Annotated in this window: 15 protein-coding genes and 1 pseudogene; 15 read left to right on the top strand and 1 reads right to left on the bottom strand. The window is 56.1% G+C overall.

Annotated features, from left to right (window positions below):
• Nucleotides 1-317: 317 nt before the first annotated feature.
• The 12 genes from argC to JFL75_RS09870 all read left to right on the top strand — a co-directional run bounded on the left by argC (nucleotide 318) and on the right by JFL75_RS09870 (nucleotide 13,769).
• Nucleotides 318-1,421: an N-acetyl-gamma-glutamyl-phosphate reductase gene (gene argC, locus JFL75_RS09925; protein WP_215626527.1), complete on the top strand. Its 1,104-nt coding sequence runs from the start codon at nucleotides 318-320 to the stop codon at nucleotides 1,419-1,421.
• A 27-nt stretch (nucleotides 1,422-1,448) separates the two neighbouring features.
• Nucleotides 1,449-2,681 (top strand): bifunctional glutamate N-acetyltransferase/amino-acid acetyltransferase ArgJ, encoded by a 1,233-nt coding sequence (gene argJ / locus JFL75_RS09920; RefSeq protein WP_215626526.1) that lies wholly within the window; start codon nucleotides 1,449-1,451, stop codon nucleotides 2,679-2,681.
• A gap of 23 nt (nucleotides 2,682-2,704) precedes the next feature.
• Nucleotides 2,705-3,586 (top strand): acetylglutamate kinase, encoded by an 882-nt coding sequence (gene argB, locus JFL75_RS09915; protein WP_215626525.1) that lies wholly within the window; start codon nucleotides 2,705-2,707, stop codon nucleotides 3,584-3,586.
• 21 nt (nucleotides 3,587-3,607) lie between these two features.
• Entirely contained in the window at nucleotides 3,608-4,789 is a 1,182-nt protein-coding gene (locus JFL75_RS09910; RefSeq protein WP_215626524.1) for an aspartate aminotransferase family protein, read from the top strand.
• Between the two features lie 17 nt (nucleotides 4,790-4,806).
• The gene (locus JFL75_RS09905; RefSeq protein ID WP_215626523.1) at nucleotides 4,807-6,066 is read left to right on the top strand and encodes an argininosuccinate synthase; all 1,260 of its coding nucleotides are present in this window, start codon (nucleotides 4,807-4,809) and stop codon (nucleotides 6,064-6,066) included.
• Nucleotide 6,067: 1 nt separating this feature from the next.
• Nucleotides 6,068-7,456 carry an argininosuccinate lyase gene (argH, locus tag JFL75_RS09900; protein ID WP_215626522.1) on the top strand — a complete coding sequence of 463 codons (1,389 nt, stop codon included), beginning with the start codon at nucleotides 6,068-6,070 and terminating at the stop codon, nucleotides 7,454-7,456.
• A 449-nt stretch (nucleotides 7,457-7,905) separates the two neighbouring features.
• Nucleotides 7,906-9,768 carry a methyl-accepting chemotaxis protein gene (locus JFL75_RS09895; protein WP_215626521.1) on the top strand — a complete coding sequence of 621 codons (1,863 nt, stop codon included), beginning with the start codon at nucleotides 7,906-7,908 and terminating at the stop codon, nucleotides 9,766-9,768.
• A gap of 57 nt (nucleotides 9,769-9,825) precedes the next feature.
• Nucleotides 9,826-10,290: a thioredoxin-dependent thiol peroxidase gene (gene bcp, locus JFL75_RS09890; RefSeq protein WP_215626520.1), complete on the top strand. Its 465-nt coding sequence runs from the start codon at nucleotides 9,826-9,828 to the stop codon at nucleotides 10,288-10,290.
• A gap of 92 nt (nucleotides 10,291-10,382) precedes the next feature.
• Nucleotides 10,383-11,168, top strand: a complete 786-nt coding sequence (locus JFL75_RS09885; protein ID WP_215626519.1) for an ABC transporter permease — start codon at nucleotides 10,383-10,385, stop codon at nucleotides 11,166-11,168.
• 19 nt (nucleotides 11,169-11,187) lie between these two features.
• Nucleotides 11,188-11,913, top strand: a complete 726-nt coding sequence (locus JFL75_RS09880) for an ATP-binding cassette domain-containing protein (protein ID WP_223292816.1) — start codon at nucleotides 11,188-11,190, stop codon at nucleotides 11,911-11,913.
• Entirely contained in the window at nucleotides 11,910-12,878 is a 969-nt protein-coding gene (locus JFL75_RS09875; protein WP_215626517.1) for an MlaD family protein, read from the top strand. The genes JFL75_RS09880 and JFL75_RS09875 overlap by 4 nt, the downstream gene beginning before the upstream one ends.
• Nucleotides 12,879-12,890: 12 nt before the next feature.
• Nucleotides 12,891-13,769, top strand: coding sequence for a tetratricopeptide repeat protein (locus JFL75_RS09870; protein ID WP_215626516.1), 879 nt, complete (start codon nucleotides 12,891-12,893; stop codon nucleotides 13,767-13,769).
• A gap of 60 nt (nucleotides 13,770-13,829) precedes the next feature.
• Here JFL75_RS09870 and JFL75_RS09865 read toward each other — a convergent pair whose 3' ends face one another.
• A complete protein-coding gene (locus JFL75_RS09865) occupies nucleotides 13,830-15,401 on the bottom strand; it encodes a fibronectin type III domain-containing protein (RefSeq protein WP_215626515.1) in 1,572 nt (523 codons plus the stop codon).
• A gap of 723 nt (nucleotides 15,402-16,124) precedes the next feature.
• Here JFL75_RS09865 and JFL75_RS09860 point away from each other — a divergent pair.
• The 3 genes and pseudogenes from JFL75_RS09860 (at nucleotide 16,125) to JFL75_RS20970 (ending at nucleotide 21,411) form a co-directional block, all read left to right on the top strand.
• Complete coding sequence (locus tag JFL75_RS09860; RefSeq protein ID WP_215626514.1) at nucleotides 16,125-16,442, top strand: hypothetical protein; 318 nt, start codon at nucleotides 16,125-16,127, stop codon at nucleotides 16,440-16,442.
• 517 nt (nucleotides 16,443-16,959) lie between these two features.
• Nucleotides 16,960-18,621: pseudogene (locus JFL75_RS20975) on the top strand (acyl-CoA dehydratase activase); the annotation flags it as partial.
• A complete protein-coding gene (locus tag JFL75_RS20970) occupies nucleotides 18,604-21,411 on the top strand; it encodes an acyl-CoA dehydratase activase-related protein (RefSeq protein ID WP_432756664.1) in 2,808 nt (935 codons plus the stop codon). The pseudogene JFL75_RS20975 and the gene JFL75_RS20970, both read left to right, overlap by 18 nt.
• The last annotated feature ends 15 nt before the right edge of the window (nucleotides 21,412-21,426 follow it).

Here is a 21,426-nt window from a genome sequence, read left to right as displayed (position 1 = left end):
CCCGTTGAAACCGCCGGTGTTTTTACCGCTCCTCGGTTGACAAAAAACCATATTCGTGCATATTTATTTATATGAACGGATATAATTTACATAATTATTCATTTTTTCTCCCGGCTTTGCCTTTTTCCGGCAATACCGCTCCTGTATCCCGCCTTTTTGTCCGTCGCCTCCGTCGTACCTTTTAATATTCCCTGCAACAGATTCCATATACGTATTGATATCCGGAGCAGGTTCTGTTTCCGGAATATAGCTATGCGGCCGGACCGGCATGGTCCTCCCAATAATCGTAAAGGGCCGCTGGTAAGGAGGTTTCCTGAATGACTGCTGGTATTATCGGCGCCACCGGGTACGCCGGTGCTGAATTGGTCAGGCTTCTGGCGGGCCACCCTCAGGTGGACAAGCTCATGCTTTCTTCCACCACCTACGAAGGGGATGCCATCGAAAACGTGTATCCCAATTTCTGGGGAAGCTTCAGCGCTCCCCTGGGAACGGCGGAGGATGTTATCGCCGCGTCGGATGTGGTTTTTGCGGCCCTTCCCCATGGCGTGGGAGAACCCTACGCGAAGCGCTGTATGGAAAAAGGGATTTCCTTTATCGATTTGTCCGCGGATTTCCGGTTCGACGAGGATGAAGCGACCTATACCGCGTGGTACGGCAAGGCGTTTCTCCATCCGGAACTGCGAAAACAGGCTGTTTACGGACTCCCTGAGCTCAACCGGGCGGAAATCCGGGATCTTGCCGCCCGGGGGCCGGTGATTATCGGGAATCCAGGATGTTATCCCACCGGCGCGTCCCTGGGGATATACCCGGCCCTTAAAGAAGGCCTGTACGGCGAAGGGACCATCATCATCGACGCCGCTTCCGGAGTTACCGGCGCCGGCCGGGAACCCGGCAGGAGCACCCACTACCCGGAATGCGCCGATTCCATTGCCCCCTACAAAATCGGGGCCCACCGCCATACTCCGGAGATCAGCCGGAACCTCATGAAAATGTGCGGCCGGGAACTCCCGGTGATATTCACCCCTCATCTGGCGCCCATGAACCGGGGAATCCTCAGCACGGTGTACATTCCTCTGGCGGAAACACACCGGACCAAAGCCGCCGCCGCGGCGCCCCGGCCGCCGGCAAAGGAAATCACGGATAAAACCGCCGAAATCCGGGAACGCTACGCCGGGTTCTATAAAGATGAACCCTTTGTGCGGGTTCTGCCCGCGGGAGGAATCGCCCGGAGCGGGTCCGTGCGGCAGTCGAATTTCTGCGATATTTCTCTGCATATTGACCACAGCGGATCCACCCTGGTGGCGGTGACCGCCATCGACAATATGGTAAAGGGCGCCGCGGGGCAGGCTATTCAGAATATGAATATTATCATGGGGTTTGACGAGGACGCCGGAATCAGCGGAATCCCTTCATTGTTTTAATTGAGAAATTAAATTTAGGAGACGGGTATGAAAGAGATCAGCGGCGGCGTGTGCGCGCCAAAGGGATTCCGGGCGGGGGGCATTTGGTGCGGCATCAAGGCATCCCAGTCAAAACGCGATCTGGCTTTGATTTATTCCGAAAAACCCTGTACCGCTTCGGCCATGTATACCAGAAACCGGGTAAAAGCCGCCAGTATTCTGGTGAGCCAGATCAATCTGGCGTCGGGCCGGTGCCACGGGGTGATCGCCAATTCCGGGAACGCCAACGCCTGTACCGGAGCAGCCGGATTGGCCCACGCCCGCCGTATGGCCCAGCTCGCCGCGGAGGAATTCATGGTTGAGCCGAACAGCCTGGCGGTGGCCTCCACCGGGGTAATCGGGGTGCCTCTGCCGATAGACAAAATAGAAGCTGCCATGGGTACTTTGGCGGATTCCCTCCGCTCCGACGCAGCAGGCCATGAGGCAGCCCTGGAAGCGATCATGACTACGGACACACGGAAAAAAGACGTGTCCCTGGAAATAGAAATCGCCGGGGTTCCGGTACGGCTCGGCGCTATGGTAAAAGGCTCCGGGATGATCCATCCCAATATGGCCACCATGCTGTGCTTTATCACCACCGACGCGGTCATCAGCCGGGACCTGCTGGACAGGGCCCTGCGGAAAGCGGTGAACGGGTCCTTCAACCGGGTCACCGTGGACGGGGATACTTCCACCAACGATATGGTCTTGGTTTTGGCCAACGGCCAGGCCGGCAACAGTCCCATCGAGTCTGAAGACACGGGATATGAAATATTCGCGGAAGCCCTGGGCTTCCTGTGCGTAAAACTGGCTAAAGCCATGGCCCGGGACGGGGAGGGCGCTACCAAGCTCCTTGCCTGCACCGTATCCGGAGCGGAAAACGAGACCGCCGCGGAAGTTCTGGCCAAGTCGATCGCCGGATCCAGCCTGGTAAAGACCGCCTGTTTCGGGGCGGACGCCAACTGGGGCAGGGTTCTCTGCGCCATGGGGTACTCCGGAATAGAATTCGATCCCGACACTGTGGATGTCCGGTTCGCCAGTTCCGCCGGGGAAATCCTGGTATGCAGGAACGGCGCGTCGGTGCCCTTCTCCGAAGAAGAGGCCAAGCGGATTCTTTCGGAAGAGGAAATTGAAATAATCGCCGATATCCGCGCGCCGGAGGGTCATAAAGGCCGGTGTACGGTCTGGGGCTGCGATCTGACCTACGATTACGTTAAGATAAACGGGGACTACCGGTCCTGATGCGGCGGTAAGGAGTGTAGCGGATGCATGAATCACGGATAAACAACCATGACCGGGCGGAGACCCTTATCCACGCCCTGCCGTATATTCAGAAATACATGGGAAAAACCATGGTGGTAAAGTACGGCGGCAATGCCATGATTAATGGTGAACTCAAAGCCGCGGTTATCCAGGATGTGGTGCTTATGGCCTGCGTCGGGATCAGGACGGTGCTCGTCCACGGCGGCGGTCCCGAGATAGAAGCAATGCTGAAAAAAACCGGGAAGGAAAGCCGCTTCGTCCAGGGGCTCCGGTACACCGATGCGGAAACCATGGAAATTGTCCAGATGGTCCTCGCCGGAAAGGTGAACAAGGATATTGTATCCCTTATCCAGCAGGCCGGCGGAAAAGCCCTGGGGCTCTGCGGCATCGACGGCGGTCTGCTCCAGGGCCGGCGCTACAGTTCCGGCGGAGAGGATCTCGGTCTGGTGGGGGAGATAACCCGGATCAATACGGAAGTGCTCGATACCGCCCTGGACCGGGGCTACGTTCCGGTGGTTTCCACCGTTGCCCTGGGTACCGGGGATGATGCCGGCCAGGCTCTCAATGTGAACGCCGACACCGCGGCGGCGCAGATCGCCGCCGCCATGCACGCGGAAAAACTCGTTCTCATGACCGATGTACGGGGTATCCTCCGGAACGTAGATGACCCTGATTCGCTTATCAAGGAAATTTCCAGGGCCGAACTGGACGGCCTCAAACGGGAGGGCATTGTCAGCAAAGGGATGATTCCCAAAGTTGACTGCTGCCGTACCGCCCTGGACGGCGGGGTAAACCGGGCCCACATTATCGACGGCCGGGTTCCCCATACACTGCTGATCGAACTGTTCACCGATGAGGGCATCGGTACGATGATTAAGGATTGATGAACCTATAAAGGATATATAATGAAAGAAACAAACGGAAACGACGTTTTTATGAATACCTACCACCGGCTTCCGGCGGTATTCTCCAAGGGAAACGGAGTCCGGCTTACGGACACCGGCGGGAAGACCTACCTGGACTTTACCTCGGGTATCGCCGTCAGCTGCCTCGGCCACGGCCACCCCGCGCTGGTGGAAGCAATTTCCTCACAGGCGGCGAAACTTATCCATACTTCAAACTACTTCCAGAGTGATACGGCCCTGGCCTTCGCGGAAAAACTGATTGAAGCCTGCGGCGCCGCGGGACTCCGGAAGGTCTTTCTCGGCAATTCCGGGGCGGAGGCCAACGAGGGGGCCTGCAAGATCGCCCGGAAGTATTCCCTCCTCAAACACGGTCCCGGCCGCCACCGGATCGTCACCCTCAAGGGAAGCTTCCACGGCAGGACCATCACCACCCTTGCGGCCACGGGGCAGGATAAATTCCACAAAGACTTCGGGCCCTTTACCGAAGGTTTCGTCTACATCCCCTCCGGGGACATCGGCGCCCTGGACCGGGCTCTGGACAGTTCTGTCTGCGGACTGCTGATTGAGCCTATCCAGGGAGAAAGCGGCATCCGGCCTCAGGATGAGGGCTATCTCAGGGAAGCGGCCCGGCTCTGCGCGGAGCGGGATATACTTCTCATGTTTGATGAGATACAATCCGGAGTCGGGCGCACCGGGACGTTCCTGGCCTGCGAAGCCTACGGTATACAGCCCGATATTGTGACCCTGGCGAAGGGGCTCGCCGGCGGTGTTCCCGTGGGAGCGGTGCTGGGGGGCGGCAAAACCGCGGATGTGTTCGGGAACGGCGACCACGGCAGCACCTTCGGAGGCAACCCTCTGGCCGCCGCCGCGGGGCTGGCGGTTCTCGGAATCGTCGATGATCCGGCCTTTCTCGCCGACATAACCCGGAAGGGGAATGTGATTGTTGAAACCGTCCGGTCCTGGTCCCACCCGAAAGTCCGGGATGTCCGGGGCCGGGGCCTCATGACCGGTATCGATATTGACGCCGACGCCTGGCCCGTTCTGGAAGCGGCCCTTTCCAAGGGACTGCTCCTCCTCAGCGCCGGGCCGCAGACCCTGCGCCTCCTTCCGCCGTACATCATCACCGATGCGGAAATTCAGGAAGGCCTGGAAATAATACGATCCGTGCTGGACGCACTGTAATAATTAAGGAGAAGGCAATGAAGAAGAGAATTGTACTGGCTTATTCCGGCGGACTGGATACCACGGTGATTATTCCCTGGCTCAAGGAAAATTACGACTGCGACATTGTGGCGGTCTGTGTGGATGTGGGCCAGGAAGCGGACTGGAAAACCATCAAACAGCGGGCTCTGGATACCGGGGCCGTTTCGTGCCACGTGGCGGATGTAAAGCAGGAATACGTGGAAGACTACGTATGGCCCGCGCTCAAGGCCAACGCCCTCTATGAGGATAAGTACCTCCTGGGAACCGCCACCGCCCGGCCCCTCATCGCAAAGGTTCTCGTGGATTACGCCCGCAAGGAAAAAGCCGTCGCCATTGCCCACGGCGCCACGGGAAAAGGCAACGACCAGGTCCGGTTCGATCTGGGAATAATGGCCTTTGCCCCGGATCTCGAAATCATCGCCCCCTGGCGGACCTGGGATATCAAGAGCCGGGAAGAAGAAATTGAATATCTGGAAAAACGGAACATCCCCGTTCCCATGAAAAAGAGCGATTCCTACAGCCGGGACGACAACCTGTGGCACATGTCCCACGAAGGCCTGGAGCTGGAAGACCCCGCCAACGAACCTTCCCTCAAAGGCATGCTTAAGATGGGTGTCGCCCCCGAGCAGGCGCCGGATGAGGCAGAATACGTGGAAATCCAGTTTGAAAAAGGAATTCCCTCGGCGGTGAACGGCAAAAAAATGAACGGCGTGGATCTGATAAAAACCCTCAACCAGATCGGAGGCACCCACGGGGTGGGTATTGTGGATCTGGTCGAAAACCGGGTGGTGGGTATGAAGAGCCGCGGGGTCTACGAAACTCCCGGCGGAAGTATTCTGTATTACGCCCATCAGGAACTGGAACATCTGTGCCTCGACCGCCAGACCTACGCCTTTAAACAGACCGTGGGCCAGAAGCTGGGCGAGGTGATTTACGGCGGCCTCTGGTTTACCCCCCTCAGGGAAGCCCTTTCGGCCTTTGTCGATGAAACCCAGAAGACCGTCACCGGCACGGTAAAGCTCAAGCTCTACAAGGGCGCCATCAGCGCCGCCGGTGCCAGTTCCCCCTATTCGCTGTACAACGCCAGCATCGCCAGTTTTGAAACCGGGGAACTCTACAACCATGCCGATGCCAAGGGCTTTATCCGGCTCTATGGGCTTCCCATACTGGTAAAGGCCCTGATGGAACAGGGGTATGTGAAGGAAAAACAGCACATTGACGGCGCGGACGCGAAGTCCGCCGGTGTGGCGGGCTGAGATGGCAAAGGTTCTTTGGTCCGGACGTCTGGAGGAAAAACCCGAAGCCGAAGCCTTTGCCTTCCAGGCATCGATTTCCGTTGACCGCCGGCTCGCCCTGGACGACATCCGGGGCAGCCGGGCCCACGCGGCCATGCTGGGCAAACAGGGAATTATCCCCGGCGAGACCGCGGAACAGCTTGACCGGGCGCTTGAAGAAATCGCCCGGGAGCTGGAATCCGGTTCCCTGGAAATAGATCCCGAGGCCGAGGATATCCATTCGTTTATAGAAGGAATTCTCACCGAACGCCTGGGCGACGCCGGACGCATGGTCCACGCCGGCCGGAGCCGGAACGATCAAGTGGCCACGGATTTCCGCCTGTATCTTAAGCGCCGGGTCCCCGAGGTCTGTGATGAAATCAGACTGGCCGCGGAGGCGCTTCTGGACCGGGCGGAGGAACACGCCGGGACGATTATGCCCGGCTATACCCACCTGCAGCGGGCCCAGCCCGTGAGTCTGGGCCATCAGTTCTGCGCCTGGTGCGCCGCCCTGGTGCGGGACCTCGGCCGGTTCAGCGACGCCCTGGTCCGGCTCGATGAATGCCCCCTGGGGGCGGGTGCCCTGGCTGGATCGGGGCTTCCTCTGGACCGGGAAAAAACCGCCCGGGATCTCGGCTTTTCCCGGCCGTCCCTCAATTCTATGGATGCCGTGGCGGACCGGGATTTTGCTCTGGAGCTCGCCGCGGCCGCGGCCATACTTATGAGCCACCTTTCCCGGTTCTGTGAGGATGTGGTGATCTGGGCCAGTGAGGAATTCAAATTCATCAACCTCGCCGAAAGCTGGAGTACGGGATCATCCATCATGCCCCAGAAGAAAAACCCCGATTTCGCCGAGCTTATCCGGGGCAAATCCGGCCGTTCCGCGGGGAACCTGGTAACCCTCCTGACGGTTATGAAGGGAATACCCTACGCCTACGACAAGGACCTCCAGGAAGACAAGGAAGCCCTTTTCGACAGCCTCGACACGGTGTACTCATGCCTGCGGATGTTCCGGGGCATGATGGCTTCCGCGAAATTCAATACCGATATTATGGAAGCGGCCTGTACCGGCGGGTTCCTGGAGGCCACCGATGCCGCGGAGTATCTCGTAAAGAAAGGGCTCCCCTTCAGGAAGGCCCATGAAGCAGCGGCCCTGGTAGTACGGGACTGCGTCGACGCGGGACAGCGCAGTATCGGAGAGCGGACCCTGGCGGAACTCAAAAAGCGGTCGGAGTATTTTGAAGCGGACCTCTTCGGCGCGATTACACCGGCGGCCTGTGTCGCCGCAAGGAATCTTCCCGGCGGCCCCGCGCCGGAAGAAGTCCGCCGGCAGATCGCGGCCCTCCGGACGGAGGTCCGGAAACGGATTTGACAACCCAACTTCTATGGTTAATGCTTTATTTATAGAAAAAATATACCTAAACCGGCGCCTTCCGGGGAGCCGGTTTAAGAACAGCTCGATTATGTAAAAAAGGAAATGCCATGTCCCGATGCCTCTCCGACGTCTCTGACATTGACCGCCGGCGTATCCGCCAGGAAAGGAAATGCAAAAGAAAAAACCTTCATTAATCTTGGGGACACCAGCGGCCAGGTTCAGACCCAGACACGGAGTCTATCGGGGTACTCGGACCAGATTGTCTCATCCTTCGGGCAGGTAAACGGCCTTGTGCATAAAACAGCCAGGGAGCCGGTACACTCGATGAAGCCATCGGGGTTTCGTAAGCCGTGACCGGCGTTATAGTGCTGATTATGTTGCTCTTATCTGGTACCTTCATAGTATATTGAAGTAATAACAATATTTTATAATTTGGAGCATAGCAAGTGAAAAATAACGGTGTTTTATTCCGCGGGATTCTCCTCCTGGGAAGTATCATTTCGGTATGCATAAGCCTCCTTTTGTTTAACGTATTCGGTGTTACCGGCGTTTCCTTCGGCCAGGTTCTGGTCCGTATCGGGGCCGCGGGTATAGCCTTTATCTGCGTTAATGTTTTCCTCCTGGGCAGCTTCGCGAAATTGTTCAGCCCGGAAAATTTCAACGCCGCGGGGGACGGCTACGCCGCGGCGTTAAAAAACATCGGCGGCCTTCCCATGAAGGCTATGGCTCTTTTCGTTTTGACGAAGTGTCTCTTTCTCCTGGCTGTTTTTCTCCAGGGCAGCGCCCTGGGGATCCGGCCGGGGCTGGTGCTTCCCCTGTTTCTTGAAAATCTCGCCACGGGAATGCTCAACGCCAACCTGATTTACATCCTCACCGACGGTCTCGTTTCAAAATCCCTCAAGGAATACAACCTTACCCAATACCCCAGGGATCTCAGGTCAAAGCGCCAGAGCGTCAAGGTTTTTGTATATCCCCTGGCGGTGGCGCTCATGTCCCTGCTCTTCGCGTTTTCCCTTTCATTCCTTGTTCTGAGCAATGCCGGGGGAACCCTGGACTCCATGAACGGCCGGAGCTGGGGTCTGGCCATAGGCCTTCTGGCGGGATTTTACTTTGCCAGCCAGTGTCTCAGCTATGTCCTGAAGATGAATACCGGCCGGATCTTCGATACCGTGGTTAATCAGCTGGAAAGCCTTTCCTCGGCCCGGAAGGACCTGACCCAGCGGATCTCCCTGTGTTCGGTGGATGAAATAGGAACCATGGCCGGTATGGTCAACAGTTTCTGCGAAAACCTCAGGGGCGGTATGCAGGACCTTAAAAAAGGGCAGACCCTGCTTTCGGCATCCGGGGATGAGCTTGAACAGAGCTCCGCCGGCATGGCCGGTTCGCTTTCGGGAATAAGCGGCGGCATCGACCAGGTCCGGGAAAAAACGAAGGCCCAGCTGAACAGTGTGGCGGGAGCCTCCGGCGCGGTTCAGCAGATTACCCGGAACATTGAATCCCTGGACCGGCTTATCAGCGATCAGGCGGCCAGCGTGACCGAAGCTTCCGCTTCTATCGAGGAAATGGTCGGCAACATCAGTTCTATCAGCGGCGCGGTCAACAAAATGGCCGGCCAGTTTAATGATCTGAATGACGCCGCCCGCCAGGGGGTAGCGGTCCAGCTGGAAAGCGGCAAGGGGATAAAGGAAATCGCCGAGCGGTCCCAGTCCCTCCAGGAAGCCAACAAGATTATCGCCACCATAGCGGCCCAGACAAACCTTCTGGCCATGAACGCCGCCATTGAGGCGGCCCACGCCGGCGAGGCGGGCAGGGGGTTCTCCGTGGTGGCCGATGAAATCCGCCGTCTGGCGGAAACATCCGCTGTGGAATCGGGATCCATAAAAACCGAACTCAAGGAAGTGGAAAAAACCATTGACTCCATTGTTTCCGGAGCGCAGGCGTCGGAACAGGCATTCAACCGGGTCTCGGAAAAAATAAACGAAACCGAGCCCCTGGTGCTGGAAGTCCAGAATGCCATCAGGGAGCAGAAGGAAGGGGCGGATCAGATCCTGGAAGCCCTCCGTATCATGAACGATACCACATCGAATGTCCGGTCGGGATCCCGGGAAATGAACGCCGGCAGCACCACCGTGGTCAATGAAATGGGCCAGCTTGAAAATTCCGCCAAGGAAATTTACGGCGGCATGGAGGAAATGGCCAAAGGTATAACCGCGGTCAGCGGCGAGGCGAACCGGGTTTCCTCCCTGGCGGAGACAAATAAGGAGACTATTTCCGGGATGGATAAAACCGTAGGCAGTTTTACCATCTGACAGCAGCGGTTTTTTATTATTGAAAATACGGAATCAGTCCGTAGATATGGAGGTCCTATGTTACGGGAAGGCGATAAAATGCCGAAATTTGCGCTTCCGGATCAAAACGGCGACATAATAAAATCTTCGAAGTTTAAGGGGAAACCCCTGGTGGTTTATTTTTATCCCAGGGACAGCACTCCCGGCTGCACGAAAGAAGCCTGCTCCTTCAGGGATGTATACGCGGATTACAAAAAGCGGGGTATCACGGTAATCGGTATCAGCGCCGATACGGTTGCTTCCCATGAGAATTTTGCCCGGAAGAACAAGCTTTCCATTATACTCCTCTCCGATCCGGATAAGGAGGTTATAAAGGCGTTCGGTGCTTTGGGTGAGAAAAAGATGTTCGGGAAAACCTATATGGGAATTCTCCGTTCGACCTTTGCCGTGGGCGCCGACGGAATCATCAAAAAGGTGTTTCCCAAGGTAAAGCCCGAAGGCCACGGAGGGGAAGTCCTGAAAGCCTTTGAGGGAAAATCCTGAGGGCCCGTAAAAAAACTCAACCTTTTTGATTGCCCTGTCCGGTAACCGTATTTTATATTATACTGTAGGCTGTACTGCGGTACGGATGTTGTATGCCGAACGTAATTCTGACCGGTCTTAAGACAAAAATTGACTCCCTCATGTACGGACTGGGATTTTTTGCCCGGCTTCTGAAAGGGTCCTTCGCGTTTATAACCCGGGGCAAAGCCTCGTATAAAATCCTGATCATGCAGATTCTGTTTACCTTTGTGGAAGCCCTGGGGCTTTCGACCCTTCTGGCCCTGGGAATCGGCGCGGTGGTAAACAGTGTGGGCATACCCTTTCTGTCGAGTATTTCCCAGGAATCCTTCATTTATCCGCTTCTGATCATTATTATTACCCGGGAACTCGGACCGCTGCTCACGGCTTTTATTATCATAGCCCGGTCGGCCACGGCGATTGCCACGGAAATCGCCGGCATGGTGATTTCCCATGAGGTAGAGGCGTACATATCCGTGGGGGTTGATCCCATCGAACATCTGGCGGTACCCCGGTTTCTGGGGGTTACCATTTCCATGTTTCTCCTGAATATCTATTTCTCCGTGTTCGGGCTGGCGGGTTCCTTCGGGGTAATGCAGTTTTTTTATACCATGTCGGCATCGGTCTATTTTGACAACCTGCTCCAGGCGCTGACTTTGTCGGATATCCTTATTTCTATTGTCAAAAGCATCAGTTTTGGTATGATTATCTCCACCGTGGCCGTGATCCAGGGTTTTTCCGTGGAACGGGCCAGCACCGAGATTCCCGTGGCGGGGCTCCGGGCGGTCAGCTCGGCCTTCGCGTGGTGTATCGTGGTGGATATAGTTCTTTCGGTTTTGTATTATACGTCTTTAGTATAGGAACGCCATGGCAGAGCCTGTGATAGAATTGAAAGATGTATCCTTCTCGGCGCAGAATATGGACGTGGTCCGCAATATTTCCTACGACTTTGAGGGGGGCAAAACCACCGCCCTGGTGGGACCCTCCGGCGGCGGAAAGAGCACGGTCCTTAAACTCGCGGCGGGCCTTCTGCTGCCCACATCCGGGAAAGTCCTGTTCCGGGGACAGGATATTTCGGCCATGGGAAGGCCCCAGACCCTCGCGTTCCGCCGGGAAAGCGCCGTGGTTTTCCAGGATTCCGCCCTTTGGGCCAACCAGACTCTGTTCCAGACTCTGGAACTTCCGCTGAAAATCCATTATCCCGATATGGATAAGGATGAACGGGAATCGCGTATTGCCGAGGTAACCGCGGCGGTCGGGTACAAGCGGGCGCTCCATATCAGGCCGGCGCTCCTGTCCATGGGCGAGCAGAAACTTATCTCATTCGCCCGGGCACTGCTCTGCAATCCTTCGATACTGTTTCTGGATGAATGGACCGAATCCCTGGATGACGAAGCCGCCCGGCGGCTTGTCGGAATCGTCCGGCGGCGGAAGGCGGATAACAATACGATTCTTTTTATCAGCCACGATCTGGAAATAATCAAGGAACTTGCGGAATATGTGGTAATGGTCATTGACGGGCGGCTCTCCCTGCAGGTCACGGGGGAAGAAATGGAAGCCGACAGGAATGTTGCGAAAATAGTGGAAAAGGGTATATCTTCATGAAATTTAAAATCCGGTTCGCCGATTATATTGTCGGGTTTTTCGTTGTTCTCGCCGTTTTAATCGTTATCTTCGTGATAATTATGCTGGGGAACCGGCAGCAGTGGTTTTCCCGGAAGTACAACTACCAGACATTTTTCGATTCAGGGGTGGGCCTGAGCAGCAACATGGCTTTAAACTACAAGGGCTTTCCCATTGGAAAGGTAAAATCCGTGGAGCTCACCGTTGACGACCGGGTGATGGTGGATTTTTTTATTTACGACACCTACAACGACCGGGCCCGGGAAGGGTCCCTGATAGAATTGGTGGTAAGTCCCATAGGCTTGGGGAACCAGCTGCTTTTCCATCCCGGCCGCGGGACCATGCAGCTGTACGAAAACGCCTTTATCCCTTCGGTGGGATCCCCGGAAGGTCTCGCCCTCATGGATATGGGCCTCTCAACCCTCAGCGGGGATGAGGACAGCATCGCGAAACTTCTCGGGAAGGTCAGCACCCTCCTGGATGACCTCGACGCGGTGCTGGTGCAGGTGCAGCAGGGCTTTGCCGGCACGGACCAGACCGCCCTGGGCCGCATCCTCGGGGGAGTGGAGCAGACCATCGCCGATGTAAACGGGATTACCGGCCCGCTGGAAGAATCCCTGCTGAGTATTCTCGACGAAGCGAATACCCTCATGGTCCGGATAAACGAAGACGGTATCCTGTCCACCGTTGTGGACGGGGACGGCACTTTGTATACCAGCCTGGAGGATTCCCTCGCGTCGATTTCGGCGATTCTCAATAATCTGGATAAAACCACCGCGATACTTCCCTCACAGGTGCCCGGCCTGATCAGCGAGGTCCGGACGGCCCTGCAGAGCGCCGAGGATGTACTCATTGCCCTGACGAACAATCCTCTGCTCAGGAAGGGGATTCCCGACCGGGTTCACAGCGGTTCAAGCGGAACCAATCCCCGGGATCTTTCATTTTAGGGTGGGGGAAGAATGAAAAAGAAACCGTGCAGAATACAAACAATCGGGTTCCTGCTTTTTGCCGCCTTTTCCCTGGCCGCCTGTTCCTCCGCCCCGAAACGCCCGGCGGAGGTTTTTACGGTGCGGAACATGGCGGACACCCAGCTTGAGCAGGCAAACCGGGAAGCCGACCGGGGGAATTACGAAGGCGCCCTGGGAATTCTGGGGGATGTCCAGCGGCTGGGAGCAGCCACCGATGATCCGGCCCTGCGGATCAGGGTAAACCTTTCCCTGGGGAACGTGCTGTTTTATCTTGGGCAGCATGACGCCGCCGCCGCCGCGTGGAACGCCGCCGGAGCGGAGGCTCTCCGGGAAGACCAGGACGAACTCGCGGCGCTTACTGAAATTTACGTTGCCCGTTCCCGGCTGCTTTCCGCCGGGCTCAGCGCGGCATCCGCCGGGGATACCCTTACCGTAGTGGAAAAAGCCATGGGCCGGATAAAAAACCGGCAGTACACCGCTTTGGGATGGACCGTGGCCGGGATGGCCCAGAAGGCCATGGGCCGCTATCCGGACGCGGAAGCGTCGGTGAAAAAAGCCCTGGATATCCACGGGAAGGATAATTACCTGGAACAGGCCGCCTACGACTGGTACCTCATCGCATCAATCCGTTCGGTGGCGGGCAATTATTCCAGCGCGCTGGAAGCCCTCCGGGAAGCCGTCCGGTACGACCGGCGGGCGGAAAATTCCCATGGCCTGGGGATGGACTGGCGGGCTCTGGGGGATGTATACGCAAAAATGAATAACAGTACCGAGGCCGACGCTGCCTACCGCCGGTCGGCGGAGATTTTCCGGTCCATTTTTCTGGAAGAAGAAGCGGCGCGGTCGGAAGACCGGATCTCCGGAGTATGACCGGCCGCTGAATTCCGGCAGCGGTTATCGGGGCCGGAATTCAGTTTTATCTCCGCTGTCTTAAGGAAGCTTCCGCAGAATGCCGCTGCTGTCGACGGTATATCCCGCGGCATCCCCGTGCAGTCCAAAACGGCTCACGGCGGCAGTGAATCCGCCGCCGATCCCTCCGTTTGCAAGAACCGGTTTATCCTTTGCCTCTTCAAGATCCAGAGAAAAAGGAATGCTGTTAAAAATTCCGGGGAGAACAATGGCCGCCGTTCCGGTCCCCCCCAGGGGCCCGGTGAGGTTTATATACGTATCCTTTACGAGCGCGATTCCGATAGTATCGGGCGCCGCTCCCCGGAGATTGAGACTGCCCCAGACAAATATATCGCCGCCGTAGCTGGAAGCGGAATTGTTTCCGATAGTTCCCGCCTCAATGGAAAAGGTCCCTCCGGGGCCGATAAATACGCCGCCGCCGTAACCCGGAATAGTATTGCCGCTGCCCGGAGCTGTGTTGCCGCTGATGGTTCCTCCCGTCATGGTGAAGGTCCCACTGGTACTGACACCGCCTCCGGCGGTAAACGAAAAACCCGCCGCCGCTGACGCCGCCCGGTTGCCGGTGATCTCGCCGCCGTTCAGGGTAAAATTCCCTGTCACGTCGACATGTATCCCGGCGCCGTCTGCGGAGGAATTGCCGCTGATTTTCCCCCCGTTCATGGTAAAGCTGCCGGCGGTGTATACGCCGCCGCCGAACACATCCGCCGAACCGTTCCCGCTTATTTCGCCGCCTTCCATGATAAACGTTCCGGTATTGACGACACTCACTCCACCGCCGCTGGTTCCATTGGTAGTATTCCCGGTTATTTTTGATCCCGCTTCCATAATAAGCGTGCTGTTTTCATACACATGCACCAAGGACGTTCCATTTGATTGCGTTCCCTTTACCGTAATCCCCTGCCCAAGGGTGAGGGTTACTCCCTTCCACAGAAAAAACGCATATCCGCCGCCGCTGCCTGTCTGCAGCACGGCGGTCCCGTCTTTTCCGGTAAGCTTTATGGAAGCTGCCACTCCCGCCGGCAGCCTCAGGTCACAGCCGGCAGGGATCGGGTCGTCATCTCCGGCGGAGCCCAGTTCCAGTATAAACTCATCACCGTCCCGGGCTTCATCCATAAATAATTCGAATAGTCCGCTTGCGCTCCTCCGGTCTCCGGGGACATCAACCCGCGTCTTGTTTCCGCCATCGGCGCGGTATAGGGCGGACGCCGAAAAGGTTGTTTCCCGCATGGACGCACTGAAGCCGCCGTCTCCGGCATTGTTTCTCGCCCTGACCCATACGTAATACTCGGTGATATCCTTAAGACCGGAAACAACCGCCCGGGTTCCGGTAATCCCATCCGCCGCCCTGACTGCCCCCGCGGAATTATCCGTTCTGCTGTACCAGACTGAATAGGACCCGGCGTTTTCAACCGCGGACCATGCGACCGTAAGCTGCCGCTCTCCGGGGGTAACGCTCCCAATCACCGGAGCCGCCGGTGATCCGGGCTTTTGTGTGCCTGGATCAGGATCCGAATTGGCAGGAGATGAACAGGCCGTCACGGCCATCAGCAATAACACCAGCCCCGCGCCGATTAATTGATAGGTGCTTTTCATACATTCCTCCGCGGATATTGAAAATTCGCTGTTTATCGCCGCCGGTGTGTCACAAACGTAATATATCATATTTATTGTTTTTCACATTAATACCATATAAATTTTTTTGGAGATATTAAAAAAAGCGCAGACGCGAAAATATGGACCGGCAGGAAGATTGGCGCTGCATTACCGGCGGCGCCGTACTGCGGCCCGCTCATTTTTTGCCGTGCTTTTTCGGTATTTCCCCTAGCAGCTGGTCCGTAAGTATGGTATTGTTGCCCGTGCCTGGTTCCTTTATCCGGGATTTCAGGCATTCCCCATATCTTTATTCCGGACACCGGTGATAATACCAGGAGAAAAGACGCTGGCGGCAGCCTGGATCGGGCGGCTATCTGGCGGAAAAATGTTTTTGTAAAGTTCTGAATGTCTTTTTTTCAATTTTATTGGTTTTATTGCGTTTTCTGTGATATGGATTTAAGTAGCGGCAGGTGAAGTATGCCCCGGAAACAAACGGCTGCCGTTCTTTTCCCGAACTGATTGTTTTATCTCTGGTATTGCGGTGCCGTTAAGTGTAATTTTTTGCATTTTCCGCGCGCATGGCAATTTTGTTTTTTGGAATGAGAAATTTTGTCCGGGCCGAAAGGGTTGGCGCAAAATTGATTGCCGGGTAATAAGCCGTTATATGGACGGCTGAATATATGATTTCCTGCCAAACGGGAAATCACTTAAAAGGAGTTCTTTATGAGGAACTTTACTAAAATTCTCGGGATTATCGCTTTGGTGGCGGTAATCGGTTTTTCACTTGCTAGCTGCGCGACCGGAAGCTCAATCGGCGGAACCAGCGATCCCCATGGTTTGTTTACGGGGAACAGCGCCACTTCCAATACAATTGATGGCGCCACTGAGTTAGGATCATACATGGTTATTTTGGGCATTGTTGACTCAGGGTATGCCGATTATGACGCTGCGGTGAAAGCTGCCGAAGCTGCGGGCAAGCAGGTCTTCTCCGTAACAAAATGGTACTTTGTTTTTAATAAGACAACGGCCTATTCCAAATAAGTAGTTGCTAAGCCGCGGCTCTTTCAAAATTTTTATTTTGAAAGAGCTGCCCCTGCGGCTGGCCGGAATATTACGTCGATTCATCCGTTCCGGGCCAGTTTGTTTTTCCATGGATTTCATAAATAAAAATTTCTGCGTCCAATTCCGCTATTCTGCAAAGCTTATTAATACATTGTCCAAAGCAGTATGATCTCATTTTTTTATTATCGCCGCCCCGCAGACCAGCCTTCCCTTTATTTTCATTTTTTAGTATTTTATTCATTACGGGAGATAATTCGGAATCATTGCAGAATTCAAGATTAAAACCTGCCGAGTATACCATTCCTGCTTCTTTCGCGGATATTGCGTTTTTGTTGAAATACTCATAGTTTGATTCTGTCCTGTTGAAAGGTTTATAGGCACCTGGTATGATAGGGGGTACTGACGGGTTCCCTGAAAAGGGCTGCCTGTTGCAATAATATTGTATTAGCTATATATAATATATTTTATATGAAGTTTTCATGATTTGAGAGGTACTATGAAATCATTAGGAATCAATATTGGATCAACCAGTTTAAAAATGGTTCTGGCAGAGGACAAAGTCCCTGTCTGGAGCGCCGTTCTTCCCCATGAGGGCGATTTCGGCGCGGTCGTCCGGAAGCTCCTGGCGGAAGGAAATATTCCCGAAGGAACCCCTACGCTGGTTACGGGCAACGAAGGCCGGTTTATGTTTGACGCCGCCGGAACCCTGGAACCTCTCTGCGTGGAATCCGCCCTCAAGGCCCTGGGCCTTTCCGCGAACGCCGTGGTTTCCATGGGCGGTGAAGACCTGGTGGTGTATTCCCTGGATAAAACCGGAAAAATCATCAACAACTTTTCAGGCAACAAATGCGCCTCGGGCACCGGGGAATTCCTCAAGCAGCAGCTTGCCCGTATGGACATGACCCTGGCGGACATCGACAAAGTGCCGGACGACGCCAAGGTATACTCCCTTTCAACCCGCTGTTCGGTATTTATGAAGAGCGACTGTACCCACCGGCTCAACAAGCGGGAGGCTACCAAAAACGATATCGTTCTGTCCCTGTCGGATGTAATGGCCGTCAAGGTTATCGACTTCCTCAAGCGGGCCAAGGTCACCTCCGGCCGGGTGGTGCTCACCGGCGGTATTACCCTCAACCGCCATATTATCCGCTTTATCCGGGAAAAGGCTCCCCAGATTGAATTCATCATTCCCGAGACCGCCCCGGTTTTTGAAGCCTTCGGTGCGGCGATTCTTGCGCCGGAGACAGGAAGCCCCCTTCCGTCGGCGGATAAACTCCTTAAGCCCAATGAGATCCGCTTCGGGACGCTGGGCGCCCTCAAGGACTGGGCGGGCAAGGTAAAGACCTTTGACAAACCCGACGGCAAAGTCGTAGCCGGAAGAAAATACATCCTCGGTGTTGACGGCGGTTCCACCACCACCAAGGTTGCCCTGGTGGATATGGAAACCGACGAGATCGTGGCCAGCCACTACGGCCGGACCCACGGCGATCCCGTGAAGGCCCTTAAGGAATGCCTCAAGATTGTCCAGGATAAGGTGAAGGAAGATACCGGGGACACGAAGGTGGACATCCGGCTGGTCTCCACCACCGGTTCATCCCGGGAAATCCTCGGGGTGTTCCTGGAAACTCCCGGTGTCTACAACGAAATCATCGCCCACTCCGTGGGTACCACCTTCTTTGATCCCGAAGTGGAAACCATCTTCGAGATCGGCGGCCAGGACGCCAAATACGTACTCCTTAAAAACGGGGTTCCCATCGATTACGCCATGAACGAAGCCTGTTCCGCCGGGACCGGTTCGTTCCTGGAAGAGTCCGCCTCCGGGGACCTTTCAATACACAGCGCCAAGGACATCGGTCCCATCGCGCTCAACGCCGACGCGCCCCTCAAGTTCGGGGAACATTGTTCGGCGTTTATCAACTCGGATATCCGCAAGGCGGTCCAGCAGGGCGCCACCAAGGAAAACATCACCGCCGGCATCGTCTGCTCCATCGTTGCCAACTACCTCAACCGGGTTGTCGGCAACCGGACCATCGGCGGCAAGGTCTTCCTCCAGGGCGGGGTCGCCAAAAACGTGGCGGTCCCTTTGGCGTTCGCCATGATGCTGGACAAGGAAATCCTGGTTCCCCCCTCACCGGAACTCATGGGCTGTTTCGGGGTCGCCCTCCTGGCCAAGCGCAAGCAGGCCGACGGCCTCCTGGACGAACAGGTTGTGGATATCGACGAACTCCTGACCCGGGAAATCGGATACGAGCGGGTCTTTACCTGCCAGTCCTGCGACAACTACTGCCCCATCCAGGTACTCAACGTCAACGGACACAAGTACATGTTCGGCGGCCGGTGCAACAAGTACACAAACATGCGGAAATCCGTCAAGGACGTTCCCGTATTCGATTACGTGGAAAAACGGCAGAAACTGCTCTTTGAGGATTACGCCGCCCCCGCGGCGGAGTTCAAACCGAAGCGTGACTATACCGTGGGTATCCCCCGGGCGTTCTCCACCCATACGCTGTATCCCCTCTATTCGTGGTTCTTCCATGAACTGGGAATCAAAACCCTGCTTTCCACCGAGGTTGCCCACGAAGGGGTTGCCCGGGCGGAAAGCACCTACTGCTTCCCCGCTGAAATTGCCCACGGCGCTGTCCAGGACTGTCTGGACAAAGGCGCCGACTACATCTTGCTTCCCCACTTCCGGGACATGCCCTCCTATGAGGAGGACGTGCACGCCAACTTCTGCCCCATCACCCAGAGCCTTCCGTATTATATCGAAAAGGCGTTCCCGGATGTTGACAAGAAGCGGCTGCTGCCGCTGGTGGTGAGTTTCAAGTTCGGGGACAAGAAAGCCCTGGAACTCTTTACGGTGATGACCGAACGGCTCGGCATCGGCGAAGCGGAAACCAAGGCCGCCTTTGAGAAGGCCCTGAACAAGCAGAAGGACTATTTCGCCGCCGCCCGCAAGCTCGGCGAGGAAGCCCTGGCTGACGCCCGCAAGGCGGACCGGCCGGTGATCGCCATTTTGGGCCGGCCCTACAACGCCTTTACCCCGGAAGCCAACATGGGCATCCCCCGGAAATTCACCACCCGGGGTTACTCGATTGTTCCCTTCGACATCCTGCCCTTTGAGGACCAGAAGATATTCCCCAATATGTACTGGTACTACGGGCAGCAGGACATGAAGGCGTCAAATCTGCTCAAGAACGAAGATAACATCTACGTAACCTTTATCACCAACTTCTCCTGCGCGCCGGACTCCTTTATCCTGCACTACCTCAAATGGGTGATGGGCCAGAAGCCCTTCCTCGTGCTGGAGCTGGACTCCCACTCCGCCGACGCCGGGGTGGATACCCGGGTGGAAGCCTTCCTGGACATCATCGACGGCTACCGGTCAAAGAAAACCGAAATCGAAGCGGAGCGCTACGACAACGGCTGGAAGTTCGTGAACAACGGTCCGGATGACCTGCACCTGTTCAACGGCAAGACCGGAGAAAAAGCGGAGATCCGCAACAACAAGCGGGTTAAAATTCTGCTTTCCAATATGGGCGCCGTGGCCACGGAATACATGGGCGCGGCCGTCCGGAGCCTCGGAATCAACGCCGAATCCCTGCCGGTGGCCACCAGCAAGACCCTCCAGGTCGCCCGTGCTCACGCATCGGGCAAGGAATGCGTGCCCAGCCACCTCGTTCTGGGAAGCGCCCTTCAGTTCTTCGCCAGCGACAAATACCGGAAGGACGAGCTGTACATGCTCTTCGTTCCCATCACCACCGGCCCCTGCCGGACCGGTCAGTACTTTGTGTACTACGAGAACCTCTTCCGGGATCTCAGGCTGGAAAACGTGGTGGTGTTTATTCTGTCAGCGGACAACTCCTACACCGAACTCGGCCCCAACTTTGCAAAGGAAATGTGGAAGGGCTTAGTGGTTTCGGACTACATCAAGGATATGCAGACCTCCCTCAAGGCGGTGGCGGTAAACCCCGAAAAGGCCGTGGAGGACTTCAACAAATCCTGGCGGCCCGTGATGGACGCGGTTGAGAAGAATCCGAAGGAACTCTGGAACGAGCTGCAGAAGGTCGCCGATTTCGCCAAAACCATACCCCTCAAGAAAAAAGTCGCCGACTGTCCCCGGGTTCTCATCGTGGGTGAAATCTACGTACGCCGGGACGACTTCGCCGTGGGCGAGCTTATCGACCTCATGAGCGAGCGGGGCATCGTGGTTAAGGTGTCGGGTATTTCCGAATGGATCCACTACCTGGACTTTGTCCGGGAATACGCCCTCAAAAAACTTATCAAGCTGGAAAAGCCGGCGAAACGGCTGTTCTCCAAGCCCTATTGGGATCTCAAGAAACTCGGGATTGAAGAATGGTGGAAGCATTCTATCGAAAAGAAGGTTATCTCCATCCTCGGCCCCACCGGGCTTATCCCCGAGACACCCCACGATATGCACGAAATCATGGAGAAGACCCAGGAACACTTTGTCAACCTGGAGCTCAACTCGGAAATCGCCGTATCCTCCGGAGTGGCGGCCACGGCCATGGAACACGGCTATTCAGGCATCGTCAACATTTCGCCCTTCGCCTGCCTCATCGGCCGGGTTATCGAAGGCCTCTTTACTCCCTGGGCCCGGGAACGCAATTACCCGATCCTTTCGGTGGAGGTTGACGGTAACCTGCTGCCCCCGAACATCGTCAACAAGCTCAACATCTTTATGGTGAATGTGCTCCGCTTCAAAGGCGGGAACGACCTTTCGAGCCTCATCGACAAGGCGGGAAGCCACAACGCCAACTTCGGCGACGGCGGGAACGGGAGTTCCGGCGGCAAACCCGTAGCCGGTGTCCCCCTTTCGGCAGAAGAGGCCGGCTTTAATGAGGCCGACGGCGGATCCAAAAAGGAATTGGTGGGTTCCGTCTCCGGGGGAGGCTGTTCTTCCGGATGTGACGGCTGCAGCGGCTGCTGATTGTTCTGATTTCTT

Origin of the sequence: Breznakiella homolactica (assembly GCF_016616095.2) — a bacterium.
GTDB lineage: Bacteria > Spirochaetota > Spirochaetia > Treponematales > Breznakiellaceae > Breznakiella > Breznakiella homolactica.
Note: the sequence above shows the minus strand (reverse complement) of the source record. Positions and strands in the feature narration are given on the sequence as shown.

Excerpts from the sequence above, each read along its gene's own strand:
- argC (WP_215626527.1), top strand. The coding sequence starts at position 318 with ATGACTGCTGGTATTATCGGCGCCACCGGGTACGCCGGTGCTGAATTG.
- argJ (WP_215626526.1), top strand. The coding sequence starts at position 1,449 with ATGAAAGAGATCAGCGGCGGCGTGTGCGCGCCAAAGGGATTCCGGGCG.
- argB (WP_215626525.1), top strand. The coding sequence starts at position 2,705 with ATGCATGAATCACGGATAAACAACCATGACCGGGCGGAGACCCTTATC.
- JFL75_RS09910 (WP_215626524.1), top strand. The coding sequence starts at position 3,608 with ATGAAAGAAACAAACGGAAACGACGTTTTTATGAATACCTACCACCGG.
- JFL75_RS09905 (WP_215626523.1), top strand. The coding sequence starts at position 4,807 with ATGAAGAAGAGAATTGTACTGGCTTATTCCGGCGGACTGGATACCACG.
- argH (WP_215626522.1), top strand. The coding sequence starts at position 6,068 with ATGGCAAAGGTTCTTTGGTCCGGACGTCTGGAGGAAAAACCCGAAGCC.
- bcp (WP_215626520.1), top strand. The coding sequence starts at position 9,826 with ATGTTACGGGAAGGCGATAAAATGCCGAAATTTGCGCTTCCGGATCAA.
- JFL75_RS09885 (WP_215626519.1), top strand. The coding sequence starts at position 10,383 with ATGCCGAACGTAATTCTGACCGGTCTTAAGACAAAAATTGACTCCCTC.
- JFL75_RS09875 (WP_215626517.1), top strand. The coding sequence starts at position 11,910 with ATGAAATTTAAAATCCGGTTCGCCGATTATATTGTCGGGTTTTTCGTT.
- JFL75_RS09870 (WP_215626516.1), top strand. The coding sequence starts at position 12,891 with ATGAAAAAGAAACCGTGCAGAATACAAACAATCGGGTTCCTGCTTTTT.
- JFL75_RS09865 (WP_215626515.1), bottom strand. The coding sequence starts at position 15,401 with ATGAAAAGCACCTATCAATTAATCGGCGCGGGGCTGGTGTTATTGCTG.
- JFL75_RS09860 (WP_215626514.1), top strand. The coding sequence starts at position 16,125 with ATGAGGAACTTTACTAAAATTCTCGGGATTATCGCTTTGGTGGCGGTA.
- JFL75_RS20970 (WP_432756664.1), top strand. The coding sequence starts at position 18,604 with ATGGGCTGTTTCGGGGTCGCCCTCCTGGCCAAGCGCAAGCAGGCCGAC.